A 20,637-nucleotide genomic window follows, 5' to 3' on the forward strand; every position below is an offset into this window, starting at 1 on the left:
CCAGCACCGGCGCGGCTACGGTCGCGCTAGACCCCAAATCCCGAGCCTGCATGCGCCTGCCCTTCCTCTTCGTCCTGACAACCGTGATGATCGACGCCATGGGCATCGGTCTGATCATGCCGATCATGCCTGACCTGATCGTCGAGGTTCAGGGCGGCTCGCTGGCCGATGCGGCGATCTGGGGCGGTATCCTCAGCACCGCCTTCGCGGCCATGCAGTTCCTGTTCGGCCCGGTGCTCGGCAGCCTATCGGACGCCTATGGGCGCAGGCCGGTATTGCTGGTGTCACTGTTCGTGATGGCCTTGGACTACATCGTGATGGCCATCGCAGGCAGCGTCTGGCTATTGCTGGTGGGCCGCATCGTCGGTGGCATCACGGCGGCCACCCACTCAACCGCCTCGGCCTACATGGCCGACGTGTCGAAACCGCATGAAAAGGCGGCCAATTTCGGCCTGCTGGGCGCAGCCTTTGGCGTCGGTTTTGTCCTCGGCCCAATGATCGGCGGGATGCTGGGCGAGTTCGGGACGCGCGCGCCCTTCTGGGCCGCCGCAGCGTTCGCCGGGTTGAACTTTGTGATCGGCTGCTTCGTGATGACCGAGACGGTGACCGACGCCAATCGCCGCCCCTTTCACTGGCGCCGCGCCAATCTGTTCGGTGCGTTCCGCGCCATGACCAACATCCCGAACATCGCGCCGCTCTTGTGGGTCTACTTCCTCTATTCGGTCTCGATCTACGTCTACCCGGCAATCTGGTCCTACTTCACGCAGGAACGTTTCGGCTGGTCGCCGCAGATCATCGGCCTGTCGCTGGGCATCTACGGTATCGGCATGGCAGCCGTACAAGGCGGCCTGATCCGGCCCATTATCCGCTGGCTGGGCGAGCGCGGGGCGGTGATCTACGGGCTTGTGTTCGAAGTCATCAGCTTCCTCCTGCTGGCCTTCCTGACCAACGGCACCATCGCCCTGATGCTGATCCCGATCACGGCCCTTGGCGCAGTAGTCACCCCCGCCCTTCAGGCGATCATGTCCAAATCCGTGCCCGATGCGCAGCAGGGAGAGTTGCAGGGCGTGCTAACGGCAGTACACGCCCTGTCGATGATCGTCTCGCCTTTGGCAATGACGGCGGTATTCGCGCAATTCACCCGCGAGGGCACGCTCTTCTACCTGCCTGGCGCCCCATTCCTCGTCGCATTGGTGCTGATGGTCATCGGGTCCGTGATCTTTCTGCGCGCAAGGATATCATTGGCGTAAGAACGACACGGGCGTGACGGTTTCCACCTTGCAGAGCGTCCGGCCACAGGCCACCGTGAGCGGCAGGAAACGGGGAGAGTTCCATGCAGACCATCAAGGCGGCCGTGTGCCGGGAGTTCAACACACCTCTGGTCATCGAAGAGGTCCGGATCGCCCCGCCCGGCATGGGCGAGGTCGAGGTGACGCTGGATGCGGTGGCGATCTGCCACTCCGACATCACCTATGCCAGCGGCGCCTGGGGCGGGTTTCTGCCGGCGGTTTACGGGCATGAGGCCGCGGGCGTGATCTCGGCCGTTGGCGAGGCTGCCGGCGATTTCAAGGTGGGCGACTCGGTGGTCGTCACCCTGATCCGTGCCTGCGGTTCCTGCCCCTCCTGCGCGGGCGGCAAGCCCACGATCTGCGAAACACCCTATGACACCGTGAAGGGCCCACTGCGCACCGCCGATGGCGGCCCGCTTGAGCAAGCCATGGCCTGCGGCGCCTTTGCGGAGAAAGTGGTGGTCAGCCATCGCCAGATCGTGCGCATCCCCGAGACCATGGCCAAGGATGTGGCGAGCCTGCTGTCCTGCGGCGTCATCACCGGCGTCGGAGCTGTGGTGAACGCCGCCCAATTGCGCCCCGGGCAGGACGTGGTCGTGATCGGCGCGGGCGGCGTCGGGCTCAACGCCATTCAGGGCGCCCGCATCGCAGGCGCGCGGCGCATCGTGGCCGTGGACATGATCGAAGAGAAGCTTGAGATCGCCAGGGAATTCGGCGCCACCCACGGCGTTCTGGCCACGCTCGATACACCTTGGAAGGCCGCGTACAAGGCGCTCGGCGGGCGCGGCGCCGACGCGGTGCTGATCACCGTCGGCGCCATCCCCGCCTATGATCAGGCGCCTCGCTATCTGGGTCGAGGTGGGCGCGCGGTCATGATCGGCATGCCACATTCCGGCGCGCAGGCCAGTTACGAGCCGGTCATTCTCGCCGCCATCGGTCAGGGGCTGATCGGGTCCAAGATGGGTGACGTTGTGATCCAGCGCGACATCCCGTGGATGATCGACCTCTATGAACAGGGGCGGCTGAAGCTGGATGAGCTGATCTCGGGCCGCTGGTCGCTGGAGCAGATCAACGAGGCCATTGCGGACACCAAGACCGGCAGTGCCAAACGCAACGTGATTGTGTTCGACCGGGGCGCGATGGGGTGAAACCCCATCCTACGGAGGAAAGTGCATGAAGCTGCAAGATCTTGACGTGATCGTCACCGCGCCACCCGCGCCCGGCTGGGGCGGGCGCTACTGGATATTGGTCAAACTGACAACCGATACCGGCATCACCGGCTGGGGCGAATGTTATGCCTCATCGGTGGGGCCAGAGGCGATGACACGTGTGATCCGCGACGTGTTCGACCGGCACATGGCCGGCGAAAACCCCGAAAACATCGAACTGATGTTCCGCCGCGCCTATTCCAGCGGCTTCACTCAGCGCCCGGACCTGACGGTGATGGGCGCGTTTTCAGGGCTTGAGATCGCTTGCTGGGACATCCTCGGCAAGGACCGTAACCGCCCGGTGCACGCGCTGATCGGCGGGCGGATGAACGAACGCATCCGCGCCTACACCTATCTCTATCCGCTGCCGCAACACGATCTGTCCGGGTTCTGGACGTCGCCGGAACAGGCGGGCGAATGCGCCGCCGAAATGGTCAGGCAAGGCTATACGGCAGTCAAGTTCGACCCGGCGGGCCCCTACACCCTGCACGGCGGCCACATGCCTGCGATGACCGACATCTCACTGTCGGTCGCCTTCTGCAAAGCCATTCGTGAAGCGGTGGGCGACAAGGCCGACCTGCTGTTCGGCACCCATGGCCAGTTCAACACCGCAGGCGCCATCCGCCTGGGTCAGGCGTTGGAACCCTATTCGCCGCTCTGGTTCGAGGAGCCGACACCCCCCGACAATATCGAGGACATGGCCCGCGTCGCCCGCAATGTCCGCATCCCGGTGGCAACCGGCGAGCGGATGACCACCAAGGCTGAGTTTGGTGCCGTCCTGCGCGCAGGCGCCGCCGAAATCCTGCAACCGGCTCTGGGCCGCGCTGGCGGGATCTGGGAGATGAAGAAAGTCGCCGCCATGGCCGAGGTCTTCAACGCTCAGATGGCCCCGCATCTCTATGCCGGACCGGTGGAATGGGCCGCCAACATCCACCTGGCCGCCTCGATCCCCAATATCCTGCTGCTGGAAAGCATCGAGACACCGTTCCACGACGCGCTCATCAAAGGCTGGATCCGGGTCGAAAACGGCTTTGTCACCCCGCCCGAGACGCCGGGGCTGGGCATCGAGGTGGACGAGGATCTGGCCCGCGCCCATCCCTACACCGGGGACGGGCTGCACCTGCAGATGCAGGAAGACCCCTGCAACTACAAAGGCGGCAATGCCTTTCAGGGCGGCGCCCCGGCGCGGGAGGGGTGACATCTCCGGGCAGGTTGAGGCAATATGCCTCAACCTTCTGACCTGCAGGACGACTGACCCCGTGACGATCCACCCGCACCCTACCCAGACCCTGTCGCCGGACACACCCAAGGACATGGAAGAACGCGCTGCCGAGGCTGCGGGTTTCCTCAAGACATTGGCACATCAGGGGCGGTTGATGATCTTGTGCCATCTGGGAACCGGCGAGAAATCGGTGGGAGAGCTGGAAAGCCTGCTGGACATGCGTCAGGCGGCGGTCAGCCAGATGCTGGCGCGGCTGCGGGATGAGGGGCTGGTATCCACGCGGCGTGAGGGCAAGGCGATCTACTACTCGCTGTCGGATGAGAACACCACGCAGATGATCGACCTGCTCTACCGGCTGTTCTGCAAACCCTGACCCTTTGGCGCGCAATGGCCCGACCGGGGCCAAGCCGCCTGCAAGCGGCTTCCACGCGGTTTGCAAACCGCGTCGCAAGGCGTTTTCAAACGCCTTTTTCGCACTACTCCAAAGTCAGTTCGACACGTATCCGGCCACGACCTGCAACAGCTTGAACGCCGTCGCCGCGTCGTTCTCGACCACCGCCAGGAATTCCTCTTCGCCGATACGCAGGCAGGTCAGGTCGGTTTCGGCAACCATGCTGAGCGCGCGCGGCTCCTTGCGGATCAAGCCCAGCTCGCCCACCAGCGTCCCCGGCCCGACCCGGGTGATCAGCTGATCTGCCTCGCCCTCTTTCGGCAGGTAGAGCCCGGCCTCGCCTTCGAGGATCATGTAGGCGCCGTCCTTCGGCTCGTCGTCCTTGAGGAACACAACATCGCCCGCTGCCGCATCGAACCAGCGCGCTCCAAAGGCCAGCAGCCGCAGCTGTCGCCGGTCCAGCCCGGAAAATAGCGGCGTCTGCTCCAGCGCCCGCAGCTTGCGTGCCAGATCGGCCGAGGCTGCGCTGTCCTCTTCAACCTCGGCGGGCCCTTCTTCGCTGACGATCCGGCCCTGCCGGATCTCGATATGCAGATCGAATGCCTCGGGCGTCTCGAACTGGTCGTTGAGATAGATCACCGTGGTCTCTGGCAGCAGCTCGCGCAGGTTCTTGTAGACCGAAACCTGCGTCTCCATGTCGTAGCTCGCCAGCGCGCTGTCGAGGATCAGGACATCCGGCTTCTTGATCGTCGCGCGGGTAAAGGCCAACGGCTCGGCAAAGACCGCAGGCAGGTTCTGTCCGCCCAGCGCCACCGGCACGTCGTAGATCAACCCGACCACCAGCGGCTTGGCCCCGTTGCCCGCCAACACGCCGACAACCAGCTTGCGCAGCTCATCCGCGCGCGCACCGCCCACCTGACTGACCTTGCCGAACAGCGCGTTTTCCAGAACCGTCAGCCCCGGCGCAAAACTCTCAGGGTCCAGCGGCACAAAAACGTCATGCAGCGATTCAAGCAGCTTGGCCGAGTGGCTGTGGCGCAGCTCGAGAATGCGGGTCTTGAGCTCGTCCGAGAACGCCGGACCGATCTGATCCGCCGAGATGCGGAAGGGCACGGCGAGCAGGTTCGCCAACTCGGTATCGTTCAGCGCCGCCGCCCCATCGCTGCGGGTCTTTTCGACCAGATCCACCGCTGCCTCATAGGTCTTCACCTCAAGCCCCAGCTTGCGGAACAGCGGATGACCTGTGCCGTCCAGACCGAAGATCTGCCGCAGCATGTCGATCACGTCCTGCGTCAGGCTGACCAGCGTTTCGTCCAGCCCCAGTTCGCGCAACTGGCCTAGGAACACGGTCTGCTCGGCCAGCAACTCCTGCGTTACCGGCACGCAGGGCGTGGCAAACAGCAGGTTTTCGGCCACCGGCAGGGCGGGATTGTAATCGTCGGCGTCAAAGATATAGGCCTGCTGCTCCAGCCCGGCCTCGCGCACCGCGTGCTGCACCGCCGGGCGCAACTCTACCAACTTCGCGGCAAGCTCGGGATGTTCGACGGGGTCGAAAACCTGATCGGCCCCGCGCCGGAACAGGGCGCCACCCGAGCCCATGCCCTCGATCAATCGCAGCCACCACTGGCGCAAGGCGGCGTCATCGTCGAACCCCGCAAGCGCCGGGTCCAGCCAATCGGCGCGGTAAGGATCGGCGCTGTTGCCCGCACGCACGGTCTCGCCATGAAACGCCTCATCCAGCGGGCCACCCTGCGGGCGAGGCCGCATCGGCATCATCACATTGTCCCCGAACGTGCCCTGAAACATCACCGGGCGCGAACTGGCGTGACCGATCCGCGAGGCGACGACGGCCTGATGCAGGCCGGACAAGTCTTGACCATCCAGCGTGACCTTGCCCGCGCTTGGCAGCACCTCGCGGGTCAGCAGTTGGGCGACGGCCTGCCGGTCCTCTTCGCTGGGCGCCGAAATCCCGATCACACGACCTCCGGGCAGGGTCGCGTCCAGATCGTCCAGCACCAGATTGCCATCCGCGTCGCGCACCGAGACATGGTCCAGCACGATGTCTCCGTTCAGGCGCGGGCGCTCCTTAGGCTCTCCCTCGAACAACGCCTCGTCCACCATGCCGGGCGGCGCAAAACGCTCAACCACCACCTCCCAGCGCAGGGACATGTCCTGGGTCTGGTTGTAATAGGCCAGCAGCTCTTTCCACGGGCTGGACAGATCCTTGTAGGCCGCCAGCGCCGCCACCAGCGCGCCCAGCGACACCTGCCCCTGCAATACCAGAAAGCCGCCGACCGAGTAGAACAGGAACGGGGTCAGCTGAGAAATGAAGTTGTTGAGGAACTTCATGAAGAATTTCTTCTGGTAGATCTCGAAGCGGATCGCAAAGAGACGTCCCAGCTGGTACGACACCATCGCCCGGCGGTAGCGCCAGCCGCCATTGCCCCGTAGGGTCGAGGCCCCCGCCGCATTTTCACCGATCTGCGCGGCCAGCACCCGCACCTCCTGAATACGGGTCTTGTTGAGCAGGTTGATCTGGCGCTGAAGCTTGGGGATCAGCCAGGCCTGCAGCGGGATCAGCGCCACCGCCGCCAGCCCGAACCACACGCTCTGCAGGAACAGGAACGACAGGATGGTCAGCATCTGCCCGGCCTGCAACACCGGCTGGCTGATCGCGTCGCCCATCAGGCCGCCCATCGGCTCGCTTTCGGCGGTGACCATCGAGACCAGCTCACCCTGGCTGACGCGTTCGAAATAGGGCTGCGGGAAGCGCAGGATGCGGCTGATCAGCTGATACCGCAGACGCCGCAACATCCGCTCGGACAACACGCCCTTCATCGTGTTGATCCGCATTTTCATCAGCCCGTGCGCCAGCACCGCCAGCAGAAAGCCAACACACAGAATCGCCAGGAACGTGATCTGATCGACTGTGTAACCAAGAACTTCGATCGTCGGATCAGCCGCACCGATGGCGTCGTTGATAATACGCTTGGGCAGCTCCAGCGTCAGATACAGCAGCGGAAATAGCGTCGAGGTCACGGCCAGCAGGATCAGCTGATCGCGTTTCGAGTACTTCCAGATAAAACGGAAAAGCGTGCGTTCGATGGGGCCGGTCCCTGCGTTCTGGTGTGGAAGAAATATCCAGGGCAAAATCTATGGGTTTCAACGCGCCTAACTTATCGCGGCGGTGCCCGGCGACGCAAATGGAATTCCGTAGCGTGAGCATACCCCTTGTGTGAACTAGTTCATTTGCGCGAAACATGTGATCGTCATAGTCTGGCAATCGGCTTGATTCTTGGGAGGATCTTCTTGCCCGTTTCGATTGGCACGGTATTGCTTGTGCTCTGCCTTCTGCAGATTAAGCACATGTTTGCCGATTACTTCCTGCAAACGCCAAAAATGCTCGCGGGACGCGGCGAGTATTTTCATCTCGGCCGCGCGCAACATGCCGGTGTGCATGTGATCGGCTCGGCGGCGATCTTCCTGTTGGTTGGCGCACCGATCGGATTCGTTCTGATCATGGCGGTGCTGGAATGGGTGGTGCATTTCAACATCGACTTCGGCAAGGCCTGCTATTCGGACAAAAAGGGATTGCAACCCAATCAGCCCGCATTCTGGCGCGCCGCTGGTCTGGACCAAGCCCTGCATCACCTGACCTATATCGCCATGACCTGGGCCTGGGTCGAGTTCGCGCACTAGGCGCCTGCCCCTCGGGCACCCTGCCTCCCGCACCGGGCAATCCCCTCAAACAGTCACCGGCCGGTTCCGCTTGATCGCACGCAGCACCACATTCGTCTGCGCGCTGGCCACTGCCGGAAGGCGGAACAGGAATCCTTCAAGAAATTCGTTATAGGCCGCAAGATCGGGGCACAGCACCCGCAGGTGATAATCCGACTGACCGGTGGTGGCGTAGCAGTCCTGCACGGCGGGGCTGACCTCGACCGCGCGGATGAACTCGACAATCCGGTCAGGGTCATGACGGGTCAGGTGCACATGCACGATGGCCTCGAACCCCAACCCGATCTCGGCCGGATTGACCACTGCCCCGTAGCGCTCGATCACACCCGCATCCTCAAGGCTGCGCACCCGCCGCCAGAGCGCCGAGGCGGACATGCCCACCTGCTCTGCCAGATCCGCGTTCGAGATCCGGCTGTCCTGTTGCAGCAGAGTCAGAATCCGCAGGTCTCTCTCATCAAGCTTCATGAAAGTGAACAATCCATCCCATCTGCAATCCGCATTCGGATAAAATACCCACTTTTCCAGCAATTCAAGGGTAAAACTGAAAGCTCTTTTCATCGACTGTGGTCTAATCTTCCGATCTAACCGCCAGTCAGCCACGGATAGCCCAGCCATGACCCATCCCACCCCCGGATTTCAGATCTACCAGCTTGAGGACCGCTATCGCCTGACTTCGGGCCGCGTGTTCCTGACCGGCACTCAGGCGCTGGCGCGGATCATGATGGATCAAGCGCGGAGGGATCGTGAGGCGGGGCTGAACACGGCGGGCTTCATCTCGGGCTATCGCGGCTCACCGCTGGGCGGGCTGGATCTGGAGCTTTGGCGCGCTCGCGAGCGGCTGACCGCGGACCGCATCAACTTCATGCCCGCCGTCAACGAGGATCTCGGCGCAACGGCCGTACTGGGGGCGCAACAGGCCACACTTGACCCGCAGTGTGAGGTCGAGGGCGTGTTCTCCATGTGGTACGGCAAGGGCCCCGGCGTCGACCGCTCGGGCGACGCGCTGAAGCACGGCAACGCCTATGGCTCGGCCCCCAAGGGCGGCGTGCTGGTGGTGGCCGGCGACGACCACGGCTGCGTCAGTTCCTCGATGCCGCACCAGTCCGACGTGGCATTTATGGCGTGGTTCATGCCCACGCTGAACCCGGCCTCGGTCGAGGAATATCTGGAATTCGGCGAATACGGGCTGGCCCTGTCGCGCTTTTCCGGCACCTGGGTGGGGTTCAAGGCGGTCAGCGAAACCGTGGAAAGCGCCCGCTCGGTCGAACTGCGCCCGGACCGGCAATTCACCCTGCCCGAGATCGAGCTGCCTCCGAACGGGTTGCACGTGCGCTCTGCCGATCTGCCCTCGCCCGAGATCGAGACCCGCATCAAGCACAAGCTGCGCGCCGTGCGCGCCTTTGCCGAAGAGAACCCCATCGACCGGCGCATCTATGACCTCGACAAGGCCAAGTTCGGCTTCGTCACCACCGGCAAGGGCCATCTGGACCTGATGGAGGCGTTGCGGCTGCTGGGGCTCGACGAGGCGAAATGCCGGGACCTGGGCATCGATATCTACAAGGTCGGCATGGTCTGGCCGCTGGCCCGCCGCAACGCGCTGCGTTTCGTGAAGGGCAAGGCCGAGGTGCTGGTGGTCGAGGAAAAGCGCGGCATCATCGAGAGCCAGTTCAAGGAGTATTTCTACGACTGGCCCGGCGACAAGCCGCACAAGATGGTCGGCAAATACGACAGTCACGGTGAGCCGCTGATCCCCTGGACCGGCGAACTCAGCCCGCTGATGCTGGCCCCCATCGTCGCCGCGCGGCTGCACAGCTTCTTCCCCGAAGAAGGCCTGCCCGCCAAGGCCAAGGCGCTTACCGACACACCCCCGGACCTGATCAACGTCCCCGGCGCAACGCGGACACCCTATTTCTGCTCGGGCTGCCCGCACAATAGCTCGACCAAGGTGCCCGAGGGGTCGACAGCGGCCAGCGGCATCGGCTGCCACGTCATGGCGTCGTGGATGGACCGGCAAACGGTGGGCTATGCGCAGATGGGCGGCGAAGGCGTGCCGCATGTGGTGGCGTCGAAATTCAACGGCGGCAAGCACATCTTTCAGAACCTTGGCGAGGGCACCTGGTACCATTCCGGCAGCCTTGCGATCCGGCAGGCGGTCGCCGCCGGCACCAACATCACCTACAAGATCCTCTATAACGACGCGGTCGCGATGACCGGCGGCCAGCCGGTGGATGGCCCCGTGAGCGTGCGCGGCATCGCCCAGACATGCCGCGCCGAAGGGGTGGAGCGGATCGCCGTGGTATCGGATGACATCTCGAAATTCCACCATGCCGACTTCCCGTCCCAGACCACCTTCCACGACCGCGCCGAAATGGACCTGCTCCAGCGCGAGCTGCGCGACATCCCCGGCGTCACCGTCCTGATCTACGAACAGACCTGCGCCACCGAAAAGCGCCGCCGCCGCAAGCGCGGCACGATGGAGGACCCCAGACGGTTCGCATACATCAACGATCTGGTCTGCGAGGGCTGCGGCGATTGCTCGATCGAGTCCAACTGCCTCAGCGTCGAGCCCCGTGAAACCCCGTTCGGGCGCAAGCGCAAGATCAACCTCAGCTCGTGCAACAAGGATTTCTCCTGCCTGAACGGCTTCTGCCCCAGCTTCGTCACCGTCGAAGGCGCCATCCGCCGCAAACGCGCGGTCTCGCTTGACCTCGCCGCCCTGGAATCCGGCCTGCCCGCCCCCGACCTGCCCTCTCTTGCCGAACCCTATGACCTGCTGGTCACCGGCGTTGGCGGCACTGGCGTCGTCACCGTCGGCGCGCTGATCACCATGGCCGCGCATCTCGAAGGCAAAGGCTCATCCGTGCTCGACTTCACTGGTTTCGCGCAAAAATTCGGCACGGTGCTGAGCTATATCCGCCTCGGCACCGCACCGGATACGCTCAATCAGGTCTGCATCGACCAGAGCGCCGCAGACGCCGTCATCGGTTGCGACATCGTGGTCAGTTCCGCACCCAAAGCCTCGGCCCACTACCGCCCCGGCACGCAGGTCGTGCTGAACCGCGCGGAAATGCCGACCGGAGACCTCGTCCTGCGCCGCGACGCACAGCTCAAGGTCGATGCCCGCGAAGAGGCCATCGCTAATGTCGTGGGCCCGGATCACGTGGCAGGTTTCGACGCCAATGCAGCCGCCGAGGCGCTCTTGGGCGACGCGGTCTTTGCCAATGTGATGATGCTGGGCTTTGCCTGGCAAAGGGGTCTGGTCCCTGTCTCGGACGCGGCGCTGGGACAAGCCATCCTGCTCAACGGCGTGGCGGTCGAGAAAAACCGTCTGGCCTTTGCCATCGGCCGCTGCATGGCCGCCGATCCCGCGCGGCTGGACGGCTATACCGATCCGCAGCCCGAAACCGAAACGCTCGACCAAATGATCGCCCGCCGCGCCACATTCCTGACCAGCTACCAGAACGCGGCCTACGCCAAACGCTACACCAACCGCATCGCCGCTTTCCGCGCCGCCCTGCCCAATGCGCCCGAGGACCTGTTCCGCGCCGTCGCACGCAACCTGTTCAAGCTGATGGCCAGCAAGGACGAATTCGAAGTGGCCCGGCTGATGACCGATGACACCTTCACCCGCGAGCTTGCCGACCGGTTCGAGGGCAACTTCACCGTCAGATACCACATGGCCCCGCCGCTCCTGAACTGGCGCACCGACGCCCGGGGTCGCCCGGCCAAACGCGCCTTCAGCCCGTGGCTGCGCCCGATCCTGCGCGGCCTTGCCCGCCTGAAAGGACTGCGCGGCACACCTCTGAACCCCTTCCGCTACCACAGCGAAGCACGCCTGCACCGCGAAACGCTGGCCTGGTATGAAGCGCTGATGGACAAAGCTCAGAACGCCTATACGCCCGACACCCACGAACAATGGCAAACTGCAATGGCAAGCGCCGACGAAATCCGCGGCTATGGCCCTGTCCGCGAAGAAGCCACAGCCCTGGTGCGCGCAAAAACCGATCACCTTCTGAACAACCTTTGATCGCCGAAACACCCTTTCCGCCCGCAAAGCCCTCTCCCCTCGGGGGAGAGGGTTGGGTGAGGGGGAAGCCCCCTACCCCAGAACCGAGAAACTGCTTTCTTCGTTGATCGGACGCTTGCGCGAATAGAACCCCACGTCGATGCTCCGCCCGACATAGGGCAACGTGAATTGCAGCGGCGCGGCATCATGATCCACCCCACCCTCGCAATACTCCACCAGGGCCGCCATCATCTTTCCCGCAATCGGCGCATTCTTGTACTGGTTCCCGCTGGTGCCGCAGGCCATGTAGAACCCCGGCAGGCTGGATTTGTCGTAGATCGGTATCCAGTCGGTCGACACATCATACAGATCCACCACGCCGCGCATCTTCGACGGGATCCCCAGGGATGGCACCCGCTGTCCATAACGCATCGCCTGCGTGGTCCATTGATCGGTGAAATCGCGATCATAGTGCAGATCGTCCTCGCACCACTGATGCGGGTCGCATTCGGGGTCTTCCGAGCCGATCAGGATGTGATTGCCGTGTTCGGGCCGCACGTAACAGGCGATATCGCTGTCCGAAACGATGGTGCCCTGCGCCTCGAAATCAAAGCCTTCAGGGCTGGGCACATACACCACCTCTTGCCGCAGAGGGCGGGTTTCGATGGTCATATCCTCCAGAACCCCGGCCATGCGGTTGAGGATCGACGAGCCGGGCCCGGCGACATTGATCACGACCGGTGAGGGGATCTCTTCCCCCGAGGCCAGCCGGACACCCCGCACGCGGCTCTCCGATTGCAGGATCTCGACCACCTCCGCCCCGGTGCGGACCTCTGCCCCGTGGAGCCTTGCCGCCTCCATCAGGTTCTGCGCCGACAGCGCGGGGTCGGTGACATAACCACCGTTGGGCCAGTAGACCGCGCCGCTCATCCGAGCCCCGCTCGGCTTGCCGAAATCGGGATCGTCCATCCGTTTGGCCGGCGCAAAGCTGTCCAGCGAATAGATCGGCAGCCGTTCCAGAACCTGCTTCCCGGTCCATTCCTCAAATGGGCAGCCCAGCTCGGCAGAATACTGCATGTGCTTTTCCAGATGCCCGTTGGCCTCGGTCTTCATGACCAGACAGCCGGTCTCGCGGAACTGCGCCAGATTGGCGCCACCAGGCAGGCCCAGATACGCCGCCCAGTCGCGCCAATAGTGATACCCTTCCCATGCAAATGCGGTCCCGTCGAAGGTCGAATAATGCATTCGGATGATCGCGCAGGACCCGGCGGTCGAGCCGTGGCCCACCTGCGCATTGCGGTCCAGCGACAGGGTTTTCCAGCCTGCCTTCGCCATCTCGAAAGCGATGGCTGCCCCGATCACGCCGGTGCCGATGATGATTGCGTCCGGGTTGCTCATGTCTCCCGCTCCTCCCAAAAGCGTCGCGCATAGGCGCTGAATTCCTCGATTTCCTCCGGGCGTCCCTCAACGCCGGTAAAGACCAGCAGGTAGTGCGGCAGCAGCTTCAGGCGGAATTCCACCGGCTCGTTGAGCTGCGCCAGATCGTAGCCAAGCTGCATGTAATAGAGGACGCGGGCGCGGGTGATCGCCTCGACCTCTTCATAGCCGAAGCGCTGGAACATCGCCTGCAGCGCCTCGACCCGGCTTGCGTCGGACTGGTCCAGCATCCGCCGCACCTTGCCCGACCGCCGCGCCCAGTCGCGCACGGCAAAGTCCAGCGCGGTGTCGAACAACCCGGGATTGACCACGCAGCGATGCACGTTGCAGACGGCGGCGGTAATGGTGGCCGCGTCCGCCTCGGCTTGGGCAATCAGCGCGGCGGTATTGGTGGCCTGCCAGCGCGCCAGCAGCGCATCCAGCAGGTCCTGCCGGGATTTGAAATACCAGTAGAATGAGGATCGCGACACCGCCATCCGCTCGGCCAGGTTCATCACCTTGACCTGCTCGACCCCGTCCGAGATCAGCACGTCCATCGCCACATTCAGCCAGTCGTCGCGCGTGACCTTGATATTGCCCACCAGCGGTTCGGCATCCGGATCGTCACGGTGCAGGATCGGTCTCGTACTCATTCAGCTCTCCGGTGCCGCGCCGCCCTCTTCCGTGCGGCGAGCGATGAAATCCTGCAGGGCGGCCACCCGGTCGGGATCATGCGCGGGGGCCTCGAAGGTATCCACGATGTTCTGCCAGATGCCGGTCGCGCGGTGGTTGGCGTCGATGGACCCACGTTCGGTCCAGGTGCCGAAATTCGACCAGTCGCCCACCAGCGGCTCGTAGAACTGGGTCTGATAGCGCTCCATCGTGTGACCCGCGCCGAAGAAATGCCCCGAGGGCTGCACCTCGCGCAGCGCATCCAGGGCGATATCGGCGTCGGTGGCAGGGGTTCCGGCGCAAAGCTCGGCCACCATCTGCAACACCTCCAGATCGGTAATTATCTTTTCGTAGGACACGGTCAGCCCGCCTTCGAGCCACCCGGCGGAATGGATCACCACCGTCGCCCCGGCCATCAGGCAGCCCCAGAGGCCAAACTGGCTCTCATTCGCGGCCTGCGCGTCGTTGATATTGGCCGCACTGCCCCCGGCGCAACGCCACGGCAGGCCCAGTTTCCGCGCCAGTTGCCCGGCCACCAGCGAGGCGGTGAAATGTTCCGGCGTGCCAAAGGCGGGCGCGCCGGATTTCATGTCCACATTGCTGGTGAAAGTCCCATAGCAGACCGGAGCCCCCGGTTTGGCAAGCTGCGTCAGGGTGATCGCCGCCAGCGCCTCGGCATGGCTCAGCGTCATCGCCCCGGCAACGGTGATCGGCGCCATCGCCCCCATAAGTGTAAAGGGCGTGACGATCGACATCTGACCGGCGCAGGCAAAGTCGATCAGCCCCTGCGCCATCGGCATGTCGATCACGCGCGGAGAATTGGTGTTGATGATCGTGTAACACCAGGGCTGGGCGTGGAGTTCGGCATCCGACAGCCCCCGGAATTCGCGGATCATCTCGAACCCGTCTATCACCTGCGGCGTGCCTCGGGAATAGATGAACGGCACCTTGTCGCTGAGCGTCAGCTCGGCCTGCGTCATCGCGTAATGGCGCAGATGCATCGGGATGTCCTGCGCCTCGACCAGAGGCGGCATCATCTGCAGCACGTCGAAGGCTTGCGTGATCTTCACCATCTCGCGGTAGTCGCTGAGCGTTCCCGGACGCCGCCCGCGCACCAAATCGGTGGAATGGGGCGCGCCGGCGCCGGGCTGGAACACTAGCCGCCCCAGCTCCAGCAGGATATCGCGCGCGGGCACCGCCCCTTTGACGACAAAAGACGGAGGTGCGGTGGCCAGCGCGGCCTCGACCATGTCGCACCCGATGAACACCATCTCGCCCTCGACCCGCGCGCCGCCCTGCCGGAACAGCTTGCGCGCCTCGGGCAACAGCACCTTGATCCCAATCTCTTCCAGCACCGTCAGCGAGGCTGCATGCAGCGCCTCGATCCGGTCGTCGGTAAAGGCATTCATCGCCGGAAACGGGCTGCGCAGATTGTGATAATCCACCTTGCGCTGCAGCGCCTCGGCGGCAGCCGCACGTCCCCGCCGCCCCCTTCGGGTCATGACCGCATCGCCTTTCCTTGCGGGTCGTGGGGCGACGGCGCGATCACCTTCGCGGCGCGCTCGACGCCAACCACGTGCACCGACAGTTCGGTGCCCACCTCGGCCTTGTCCCGGTTCACCAGCGCCATCGCCAGCGACTTGCCCAGCGTATGGCCATAGCCGCCGGAGGTCACAAAACCCACCCGCTCACCGCCGGACCAGATCGGTTCATACCCGCTAGCATCCGCATCCACCGCGTCGATTTCCAGCGTCACCTGCACCTGCGCCGGGCCGTTGCCATCGCGCTCGGCCAGCGCGGCCTCTTTGCCGATGAAATCCTTGTTCCAGTCGATCCAGCGATCCATGCCGGTCATGCCCGGCGTGTAGCCTTGGGTGAATTCGGCCGACCAGATGCCGAAACTCTTCTCCAGCCGGGTCGAGAGCATCGCGTTGAACCCGCACTCGCGAATACCTTCACTGGTCCCCGCCTCCAGCAGCATCCGCCGCAGTGCGATATGATCACCATACCGGCAATTGATTTCATAGCCCTTCTCGCCGGTCACCGACATGCGCGCCACCTTCGCACTGACCAGACCGATATCGAACGCCCCACAGCCCATGAAGCCAAGCCGCGAGATATCCTGTTCCGTCAGCTTCTCGACCACCGCCTGCGATTTGGGACCTACCACGGCAAAGCCGCAGATCTCCTCGCCCAGATCGCGGACGGTCACGCCATCCTCCATATGATCGTCGAACCACGGCATGTGCCAGGTGCGCAGGTAATAGCTGCCCATGATCCAATAGGTGCCGTCGCCCCAGTTGAGCACCGTCAGATCGCCCTTGAGTTTGCCGGTCTCACTCAGCATCGGCGCCAGCTTGGCCCGCCCCGGCGCGGGCAACCTGCTGGCCATGATCCGGTTCAGCCACGCTTCAGCACGCGGCCCGGACACCTCGAACCGGGAGAACCCGGTGATATCCAGCAGACCCACGCCCTCGCGCAGCACCCGGCACTCCTCGGCCACAATGTCAAAGGCGTTCGAGCGTTTCAGGGTCGGCGTCTCCTCGAACCCGTCCGGCGCGAAATAGAGCGGCACTTCCAGATCCCAACTGACGCCCCATTTGCAGCCCGCCGCCGTCATCGCGTCATGGGCCGGGGCCATCTTCAGCGGACGGCCCGCAGGGAGTTGCTCGTTCGGGTAGGTCATCACGAAACGGCGGGAATAGAACTGACCCGTGGTCTCGCGGATATAGCGCCGGTTCTCGGCATATTTTCCGTAACGGGCCACATCCATGCCGTAGACATCGGCCTCGGGCTCGCCATGGATCATCCATTCGGCCAGCGACTTGCCGACACCGCCGCCCTGCAGGAACCCTGCCATCACCGCGCAAGCGGCCCAATACCCGCGCTTGCCCGGCACAGGACCGACCAGAGGGTTGCCGTCGGGCGAGAAGGTAAACGCGCCGTTGACCCATGTCTTGATGCCCACATCGTTCAAGCAGGGATAACGTTGGAACCCCAGCATCAGTTCGTTCTCGATCCGCCCCAGATCCTCCTGCTGCAGCTCGAACCCGTATTCCCAAGGCGCGCCATCCTGCATCCAGTGGTCGTGGTCGATCTCGTAGATCCCCACCAGCATCCCCTTCTGATCCTGCCGCATATAGGTGAACCCTTCCAGATCCACCGTCATCGGCAACTCATGATCCAGCGCCGCCACCTCGGGGATCGAGTCGGTGATCAGATAGTGGTGGTTGAGCGGTGAGACCGGCAATTCGACCCCCGCCATGCGCCCCACCTGCTTGGCCCAGAGACCGGCGGCATTAACCACATGCTCGCAGGTCACCGTGCCCTTCTCGGTCACCACCTGCCAGCCATCGGCGGTCTGGTTCAGTTCCAGAACGCGGTTATTCTCGACCACCGTGGCGCCGTGTTTCTTCGCCGCCCCGGCATAGGCCTGCACGGTGCCGGTGGTGTCGATATAGCCCTCGCGGTCGGCCCAGAGCCCACCCAAAATGCCATCGCCCGACATCACGGGGTTCAGCGCCACCGCCTCTTCCGGCGTGACCAGCCGGCAATCCTCGATCCCGATGGTCTGGAACACGCGATAGGCCGATTGCAGCCATTCCCAGCGCTCGGGCGTGCCCGCCAGCGTCAGGCCGCCGGTCATGTGCATGCCCACCGACTGGCCGCTTTCACGCTCGATCTCGCTGAGCAGGTCGATTGTATAGGCCTGAAGGGCGGCAATGTTGGGATCCGCGTTCAGCGCATGAAACCCGCCCGCCGCGTGCCAGGAGGACCCGGCGGTCAGCACCTTGCGCTCGATCAGGCAGACATCGGACCAGCCGAACTTGGCCAGATGGTAAAGAACCGAGGCGCCGACCACGCCGCCCCCGATGACCACCACGCGATAATGAGATTTCATCCGCCCCTCCCAAAGCTGCCACGGTCAGGACGCTAGCCGCACTGTTCACTTCTGTCTAGACATTTCTGTACAGTCCTGCCCATCGCAATGCGACGGCCAAGCAAACGACTTGTGAAACCGTCAGAGCTGCGCGCTGGGGCGGGACTGAATCGCGTCGTACCAGGCTTGTGTCGCGGTGTTCCCCTCAGGGATGCGCATCCGGATCACCCGGGCGAAATCCACGAACACGAAACTGGTGATGTCGGCCAGAGTGAAACGATCGCAGGCCACGAACGGGCTGTCCTGCAGCCGCTCTTCCAGCAGATCGAAGAAGCGTTTCGCCCGGTCTTTGCCCCGCTCGGCCAGCGCCGGGAGTTGCTCATAATTCACCGGCCCCGGAACGGCGCGGTCCTTGAAGAACGGGCTGGTGTTGCGCAGCGCCTCACCAATCGGCAACCCGCCCTGCTGCTCGGCAATGGCGTTCCACATCATCACCAGCCCCCGCTCGTCCGGCGTCCGGCCCATCAGCGGCGGCTCGGGGAACTGCGCCTCAAGATAGGCCGCGATACCGAGGTTTTCGGTCAGCACCGTGCCCTCATCCGTCACCAGCACCGGGATCGTCGCGCGCGGGTTCACCGCCTTGAACGCATCCTGCAACTGCTCGCCATCTGCAATCGAGATATTTCGGGTTTCGATCTCCAACCCCTTCTCCGCAATGAACATCCGCGCGCGGCGGGGATTGGGGGCGGTGGAGCAGTCATAAAACAGCATGGCGGGACCTTTCCGATCAGTGGCGCACCGGCACACGATAGGCAATGGCCGCGCCATACCGCCAGCCCCTGCCCCGCGTGACCCTGCGGCAAAGGCTTAGACCAGCGCGGCGCTCACCGCGCGGGCAATCACGCGCTCTTCATCGGTGGGGATCACCAGAACCGGCGTGTCACCTTGGGAAATCACCGTCGAGTTGCTGTCATTGGCCTCGGAGTTCACACGCAGGCCCAGAAACTCCATGCCTTCCAGCACCCGTTCCCGGATTGGCGCCGCGTTCTCACCAATGCCGCCGCAGAACGCCACCGCATCCAGCCCGCCCAGAATGGCCGCCATCGCGCCCAGCTCCCGTCGGATGCGGAACACGTAATAGTCGATGGCCTCCCCCGCGCGCGGATCGTCGCTAGCCAGCAGGGTGCGCATGTCGTGGCTGATCTCGCTGAGCCCCAAAAGTCCGCTTTTCTTGTAGAGGATATGGGTGATCGCCTCGACCCCGTGCCCCTGCTCCATCAGATAGAGCAGCACGCCCGGGTCCAGCTGCCCGCACCGGGTGCCCATCGGCAAGCCATCGAGCGCCGAGAAGCCCATCGTCGAGCCGATGCTCTGCCCATCCCGCACCGCGCACATCGACGCGCCGTTGCCCAGATGCGCGATCACCACGCGGCCCCGGGCAAGCTCGGGATAATCCTGCCGCAACCTGCCGGTGATGTAATCATAAGACAACCCGTGAAATCCGTATCGGCGCACGCCCTTCTCATAGAACCGGCGCGGCAAAGCGAAGGCATCGTTCACGAACGGATGGCCGAGATGGAAAGAGGTATCGAAACAGCCGACCTGAACCGCACCCGGAAACGCCGCGTGCGCAGCACGCATGGCGGCCAGGTTGTGAGGCTGATGCAGCGGAGCAAGCGGGATGAATGCCTCAAGCTGCGCCATCACTTCTTCGGTCAACTCCACCGGCCCGGCGAACCGCTTGCCGCCATGCACGATCCGGTGGCCGACCCCATCGACCTGTTGCCCGTCCAGCACCGGCGCGACCGTGTCAAGGATCGCGCGTACGCCCGCCGCGTGATCGGCGGGCCCGATCTCGATCAGCCCTTTCTGGGGCCACTGCAGTTCCATCTGCGCCACGGGCCCGAGGTTTTCCACCTGCCCCAGTTGCAGCAATTCCGGCTCGGCCCCGGCCTGATAGACCCCGAACTTGATCGAAGAACTGCCCGCGTTCAGTGTCAGGATCGCACTCATCTCACCTCTCCCGCTGTCACGCGCACCCTATTGGCCGCGCCGTGACAACGGCAATGGATGAGATGCCGCAGCGGTCAGGGCGAAGCCGCTTGCAAGCGGCTTCAAGCGGTTTCGAAACCGCTTAAGGCGTTTCCAAACGCCTTTCTCACCTCAGCGCCGGTAGATGAAACACCGCCCCTCGACCGCGCCCTCGGGCAGCGGCAGCTCGGTCAGCGTCTCGAAATACATCCGGTCGCTCGACACCATCAGCCCGCCCGGCACCAGCAGCGGCTCGATCAGGGGCGAAACGAACCGGGCAAACGCGTCGTTCTTTTCCCGGTTGTGCCCGCCCAGATCCGCATGGATCAGGCTGGCAACGGGGCCGAACCGCTCCAGCGACGCCGGCAGCGTCTCGCGCACGTCGCCCAGGATCAGCATGTCGTCGGGCGGTGTCGAATCCGGGTGCGAGGCCACAGCGCGTTCGAACACGTGGATGTCCCGCCCCGCCACCCGGTTGCGCATGTGGTGATAGGTGCGCCCGTTGCCCAGGCCCAGCTCGAACACCGGGCCCGGCATCAAGGCGGTCTCGGCAATGGCGAAATCCAAACAGGCGCGCTGCGACACCATGCGGTCGATGAACAGATCCAGGCGGCTTTGATCCTGCGTCACGTGCGCGGTCTCCTTCTCGACATCAGGCGCCGGGATCGCGCGCCAACCCGGCCCTCATGCCAAATCCTCAAGAAATTGTGTAGTCACAGTTGACACGTTTTCCCGATTTCCGCGACGTTGGGCAAAAGACGGGTTTGACGAGTCATGCCTGCGC

The 20,637-nt window shown here is 64.0% G+C and carries 15 protein-coding genes; 6 read left to right on the top strand and 9 right to left on the bottom strand.

Annotated elements, in window-relative coordinates; translation table 11 throughout:
* Nucleotides 1-50 precede the first annotated feature (50 nt).
* From GOX53_RS12610 to GOX53_RS12625, 4 genes are all read left to right on the top strand, one after another.
* A complete protein-coding gene (locus tag GOX53_RS12610; protein ID WP_171176841.1) occupies nucleotides 51-1,250 on the top strand; it encodes a TCR/Tet family MFS transporter in 1,200 nt (399 codons plus the stop codon).
* Between the two features lie 83 nt (nucleotides 1,251-1,333).
* Complete coding sequence (locus tag GOX53_RS12615; protein WP_171176843.1) at nucleotides 1,334-2,437, top strand: Zn-dependent alcohol dehydrogenase; 1,104 nt, start codon at nucleotides 1,334-1,336, stop codon at nucleotides 2,435-2,437.
* 25 nt (nucleotides 2,438-2,462) lie between these two features.
* Nucleotides 2,463-3,695, top strand: a complete 1,233-nt coding sequence (locus GOX53_RS12620; protein ID WP_171176845.1) for a mandelate racemase/muconate lactonizing enzyme family protein — start codon at nucleotides 2,463-2,465, stop codon at nucleotides 3,693-3,695.
* A gap of 115 nt (nucleotides 3,696-3,810) precedes the next feature.
* Nucleotides 3,811-4,092, top strand: a complete 282-nt coding sequence (locus tag GOX53_RS12625) for a helix-turn-helix transcriptional regulator (protein WP_171177219.1) — start codon at nucleotides 3,811-3,813, stop codon at nucleotides 4,090-4,092.
* Between the two features lie 114 nt (nucleotides 4,093-4,206).
* Here the strand turns inward: GOX53_RS12625 and GOX53_RS12630 are convergent, their stop codons facing one another.
* Nucleotides 4,207-7,260 carry an ABC transporter transmembrane domain-containing protein gene (locus tag GOX53_RS12630; RefSeq protein WP_371810293.1) on the bottom strand — a complete coding sequence of 1,018 codons (3,054 nt, stop codon included), beginning with the start codon at nucleotides 7,258-7,260 and terminating at the stop codon, nucleotides 4,207-4,209.
* Between the two features lie 159 nt (nucleotides 7,261-7,419).
* Here GOX53_RS12630 and GOX53_RS12635 point away from each other — a divergent pair, with 159 nt between their 5' ends.
* Complete coding sequence (locus GOX53_RS12635; protein WP_171176847.1) at nucleotides 7,420-7,809, top strand: DUF3307 domain-containing protein; 390 nt, start codon at nucleotides 7,420-7,422, stop codon at nucleotides 7,807-7,809.
* A 45-nt stretch (nucleotides 7,810-7,854) separates the two neighbouring features.
* Here GOX53_RS12635 and GOX53_RS12640 read toward each other — a convergent pair whose 3' ends face one another.
* Nucleotides 7,855-8,313: an Lrp/AsnC family transcriptional regulator gene (locus tag GOX53_RS12640; RefSeq protein WP_171176849.1), complete on the bottom strand. Its 459-nt coding sequence runs from the start codon at nucleotides 8,311-8,313 to the stop codon at nucleotides 7,855-7,857.
* Between the two features lie 148 nt (nucleotides 8,314-8,461).
* Here GOX53_RS12640 and GOX53_RS12645 point away from each other — a divergent pair, with 148 nt between their 5' ends.
* Entirely contained in the window at nucleotides 8,462-11,875 is a 3,414-nt protein-coding gene (locus GOX53_RS12645; protein WP_171176850.1) for an indolepyruvate ferredoxin oxidoreductase family protein, read from the top strand.
* Nucleotides 11,876-11,947: 72 nt separating this feature from the next.
* On the opposite strand, the gene GOX53_RS12650 is transcribed toward GOX53_RS12645, so the two are convergent.
* The 7 genes from GOX53_RS12650 to GOX53_RS12680 all read right to left on the bottom strand — a co-directional run bounded on the left by GOX53_RS12650 (nucleotide 11,948) and on the right by GOX53_RS12680 (nucleotide 20,483).
* Nucleotides 11,948-13,252 (bottom strand): FAD-binding oxidoreductase, encoded by a 1,305-nt coding sequence (locus GOX53_RS12650; RefSeq protein ID WP_171176852.1) that lies wholly within the window; start codon nucleotides 13,250-13,252, stop codon nucleotides 11,948-11,950.
* Complete coding sequence (locus GOX53_RS12655; protein WP_171176854.1) at nucleotides 13,249-13,923, bottom strand: TetR/AcrR family transcriptional regulator; 675 nt, start codon at nucleotides 13,921-13,923, stop codon at nucleotides 13,249-13,251. The genes GOX53_RS12650 and GOX53_RS12655 overlap by 4 nt, the downstream gene beginning before the upstream one ends.
* The gene (locus tag GOX53_RS12660; protein WP_171176856.1) at nucleotides 13,924-15,444 is read right to left on the bottom strand and encodes a trimethylamine methyltransferase family protein; all 1,521 of its coding nucleotides are present in this window, start codon (nucleotides 15,442-15,444) and stop codon (nucleotides 13,924-13,926) included.
* Nucleotides 15,441-17,843: an FAD-dependent oxidoreductase gene (locus GOX53_RS12665; protein WP_171176858.1), complete on the bottom strand. Its 2,403-nt coding sequence runs from the start codon at nucleotides 17,841-17,843 to the stop codon at nucleotides 15,441-15,443. The genes GOX53_RS12660 and GOX53_RS12665 overlap by 4 nt, the downstream gene beginning before the upstream one ends.
* 120 nt (nucleotides 17,844-17,963) lie before the next feature.
* Nucleotides 17,964-18,593 carry a glutathione S-transferase family protein gene (locus GOX53_RS12670; RefSeq protein ID WP_171176861.1) on the bottom strand — a complete coding sequence of 210 codons (630 nt, stop codon included), beginning with the start codon at nucleotides 18,591-18,593 and terminating at the stop codon, nucleotides 17,964-17,966.
* 96 nt (nucleotides 18,594-18,689) lie between these two features.
* Nucleotides 18,690-19,835, bottom strand: coding sequence for an acetate/propionate family kinase (locus GOX53_RS12675; protein WP_171176863.1), 1,146 nt, complete (start codon nucleotides 19,833-19,835; stop codon nucleotides 18,690-18,692).
* A gap of 150 nt (nucleotides 19,836-19,985) precedes the next feature.
* A complete protein-coding gene (locus GOX53_RS12680) occupies nucleotides 19,986-20,483 on the bottom strand; it encodes a class I SAM-dependent methyltransferase (RefSeq protein WP_171176865.1) in 498 nt (165 codons plus the stop codon).
* Between the last annotated feature and the right edge of the window lie 154 nt (nucleotides 20,484-20,637).

Origin of the sequence: Ruegeria sp. HKCCD8929, assembly GCF_013031405.1 — a bacterium.
Classification (GTDB): domain Bacteria; phylum Pseudomonadota; class Alphaproteobacteria; order Rhodobacterales; family Rhodobacteraceae; genus Ruegeria.